This window comes from Amycolatopsis sp. NPDC059235 (genome assembly GCF_042754125.1).
GTDB classification, from domain to species: Bacteria; Actinomycetota; Actinomycetes; order Mycobacteriales; family Pseudonocardiaceae; genus Amycolatopsis; species Amycolatopsis albidoflava.
Window position 1 is genome coordinate 1 of record NZ_JBHZAG010000122.1, and the last position, 3,056, is coordinate 3,056.

The 3,056-nt window shown below is 70.2% G+C and carries 3 protein-coding genes; 1 reads left to right on the forward strand and 2 read right to left on the reverse strand.

The window, feature by feature from the left end:
* Positions 1 to 143 precede the first annotated feature (143 nt).
* Complete coding sequence (locus ACFXI3_RS42855) at positions 144 to 389, forward strand: hypothetical protein (protein ID WP_344272426.1); 246 nt, start codon at positions 144 to 146, stop codon at positions 387 to 389.
* Between the two features lie 3 nt (positions 390 to 392).
* On the opposite strand, the gene ACFXI3_RS42860 is transcribed toward ACFXI3_RS42855, so the two are convergent.
* Positions 393 to 1,031: a nicotinamide mononucleotide transporter family protein gene (locus ACFXI3_RS42860; RefSeq protein WP_344272424.1), complete on the reverse strand. Its 639-nt coding sequence runs from the start codon at positions 1,029 to 1,031 to the stop codon at positions 393 to 395.
* Positions 1,032 to 1,379: 348 nt separating this feature from the next.
* A complete protein-coding gene (locus tag ACFXI3_RS42865) occupies positions 1,380 to 2,249 on the reverse strand; it encodes a hypothetical protein (RefSeq protein WP_344272421.1) in 870 nt (289 codons plus the stop codon).
* Positions 2,250 to 3,056: the final 807 nt, after the last annotated feature.

Sequence of the window (3,056 nt, forward strand, 5' to 3'; positions counted from 1 at the left end):
CCGTGAAGGGCTCCTTGAGGTAATCTGATTCCCTCAAGGAGCCCTTCACGGACCTTCAGCCCGGGTTGGTGCGGTCGGCGTAACGAGGTATCCAGTGACCGACATCACGTCTCCTGCCTTCGGATCATCCGAGGGAGAAGACCATGTCCGTCACGCTGAACCGCCGCGCGCTGGCGATGCTGCGCGCGATCGCCGCCGGCCGAGCCGAACTCACCCGCAGCTGCGAACCGGACCTGAGGGTCGACGGCCTGCCCTGCTGTGACCAGACGACCGCGCACGACCTGGTCCGGGAAGGCCTGGTCCGCCCGGTGTCCGCGCTGGGCGGCGCGGTCGGGCAATGGACGGCGGCCGAATTGACCCCGGACGGGCAGCTCGCGCTCGGCGCTTGAAGGTCAGCGCGCCGCGGCGACGGTCTTGTCGCCGGCCACCGCGGTGCGCGCCGAGCGGTTCCAGGTGACCCAGCCGTGGACCACCAGCGCGGCGAAGACGAGGTAGATCGCGGCCGAGAAGTACAGGCCGGAGCGGATCTGCAGCGGCACGCCGATCGCGTCGACCACCAGCCACACGCCCCAGAACTCCACGAGACCGACGCCCTGCGCGGCGAACGCGACGAGCGTCCCGACGAAAATCGCGGCGTCCGGCCACGGCGCCCACGAAGCGTTGAGCGCCTGGAGCGTCAGCGCCATCGCGACCGTGCCCAGCCCGAACGCGGCGAGCATCACGGCCCGCTCGGTCCAGCGGCCCTTGCGCACGACGACGCCGTACACCGGGTCGGTCCGGCGATTCCAGGCCCACCAGCCGTAAAGAGAGATGAGCAGGATCGCGACCTGCCGCCCGGCGAGACCGCCGAGATGCGCGGACGCGTAAACGGAGAACAGCAGGACGGTCGCGCCGACCTGCACCGGCCAGGTCCACAGCGTCCGCCGCTGCGCGAGGAACACGACCGCGAGCGCGAACACCTGCCCGGCCAGCTCCGCGATCGAGATCCACTGGCCGAACACAGTCACGCCGTGGTGCAACAGGAAGTCCACGTCCGCACCCCTTCCGATCTACGCCTCCCAACATGCAACACGGAGCCTCCATTCCCGTGCCGATGTGAGACTGCGGACAGTCCCGCTGAGTGGACCCCGGAGCCGGACACGGCGGAGGCCCGGCGCCGGGATGGCACCGGGCCTCCATCGCCCGATTAAGCCCCGCGAACGCGAGGCAAGCCGCAGGGCCGCGCTGCCGAAGCAACGCGGCCCCTGGTCACCGGTCCGCGGACCGGTGAAGGCCGTCAGCGAAGCGGCCGACCGGGCTCGAATCCGGTCGGCAGCACGGCCCGTCGCCGGCGAGTGTCCGCGGACCTCGCCGGCCTCAACCTCCCTGCTGGTACCGGCTCAGCGCTCCACGCGCCCGAAACCGGCGGGCGGGGTCGGCGGCTCCGGCGGGCGGCCGCCGTCCGCGGGCATCTGCCGGGTCTGCTCGCTCGGCTGCGGAAGACTTCCCGACTGCGACTGCGGGTAGCCCTGCGCCCGGGTCTGCCCGGCCTGCGCGTGCTGCCCGCTCACCTGGCCCGGAGCCTGCGACCCGTTGCCGGAGCCCGAGCCGACCTGGCCCTGCAGGTTGGCCAGCCAGCCGCCCCACCGCTCCTGGGCGGGCTTGATCAGGCCGCCGCCGAAGCCGACCACGATCACGCCGCCCGCGGTCGCCAGCACCGCGATCAGCACCGGGCCGGTGACCGACGTCGCGATGTTGACCTGGCCCAGCGCCGCGATGATGCCGAACGCCATCACCAGCCAGTACGCGACCGTGCTGAGCAGCCGTCCCGCCGGACGGCCCGACAGCGCGCCGGAGACCACGTCCCGCACGACCTTCGCGATCGCCGCGGCCACGATGATCAGCACCACCGCGACCAGGATCCTCGGCAGGAACGCGATGATGTCGTTCAGCAGCTGGCTCACCGGGTTCGACTGCCCGAACACCCCGAACGCGAGCTGCAGCGCGATCAGCAGAATGAAGTAGTAGACGAGTTTCACGAGCACCGTGGTGGCGTCGAGATTCGCGCCCTTCACCATTCCGGTCAGCCCGGTCTTCTCGACGAGCCGCGTGAAACCGAGTTTTCCGAGAACGAGCCCGAGGGCTTTGGACACGGCTTTCGCGATCAGCCAGCCGATCAAGAGGATGATCAGAAAGCCCACGAGTTTCGGGACGAACGTGGCCACCAGATTCCAGGCCTGTCCGAGTCCGTCCTTGAGTTGTTCACCCACGCTGGCTCCCTTCGCCGCGGTTCGACGTGGATTCCGGCACCGTCCTGTCGCACCGGGTCGCAGGACAGGTACCCACTGCACCCGAGTGCTGTGCACCACGATCGAGTGAGACGACTGGCGCGGGAAGATCAATCACCGCCATACTTGTCCTACCGGTGGGGACCGGGGAGACGAGGCCGCTCGGCGCAGCGAAAACCGCAAGCGCCGAGCGGCCTCGAACATTTTCCGCTCTTTATTGCCGCGCGCCGCCGCTTCCGCAGCCGAATGGGATTCGGTTTTTCTCCGGCGTTCATCTGGCCTTCATGTTCGGGCGAATGCCGGACCGCCGACGGATTTGCGTCCCGGCCTGGGCGCGGTCGCGAAGATGTCCGGACGGGAATCCCGGCGAGGCGCGGTCTGTGCGGTGCGAATTAGCGCGGCCGGACGGTCGGCGACGGCGAATTGCGGATCTTCCGGCGGGCCGTCGGATAACGGTGAAGCGGCAATAGCGCACCCGGTGCCGAGGCTCCGGAGGCGGCGCGAAGGTCATTAACGCCGGGCGCGGCGACCGGGCGGGACAGCAATGCGGGCGGAGCGATCGCGAGGCGGCATTCACGCAACTCACCCGTTGCCGCTAACCCACGTGGGTGAGGGGCTCCGCTTCCCAGGTCCCTCACCCGGTCGGAGCCTCCACCGAGAGTAGAGGCTCCCGGGACGGAAACGGCGGGGGGGGGGGGGGGGCGCCCCCCCCCCCCCCCGGGCAGCACCCCACGACGGTGCCGCGCGACCGCGACCCGCCACAACCACAGCGCGAGCCCGACAACCACC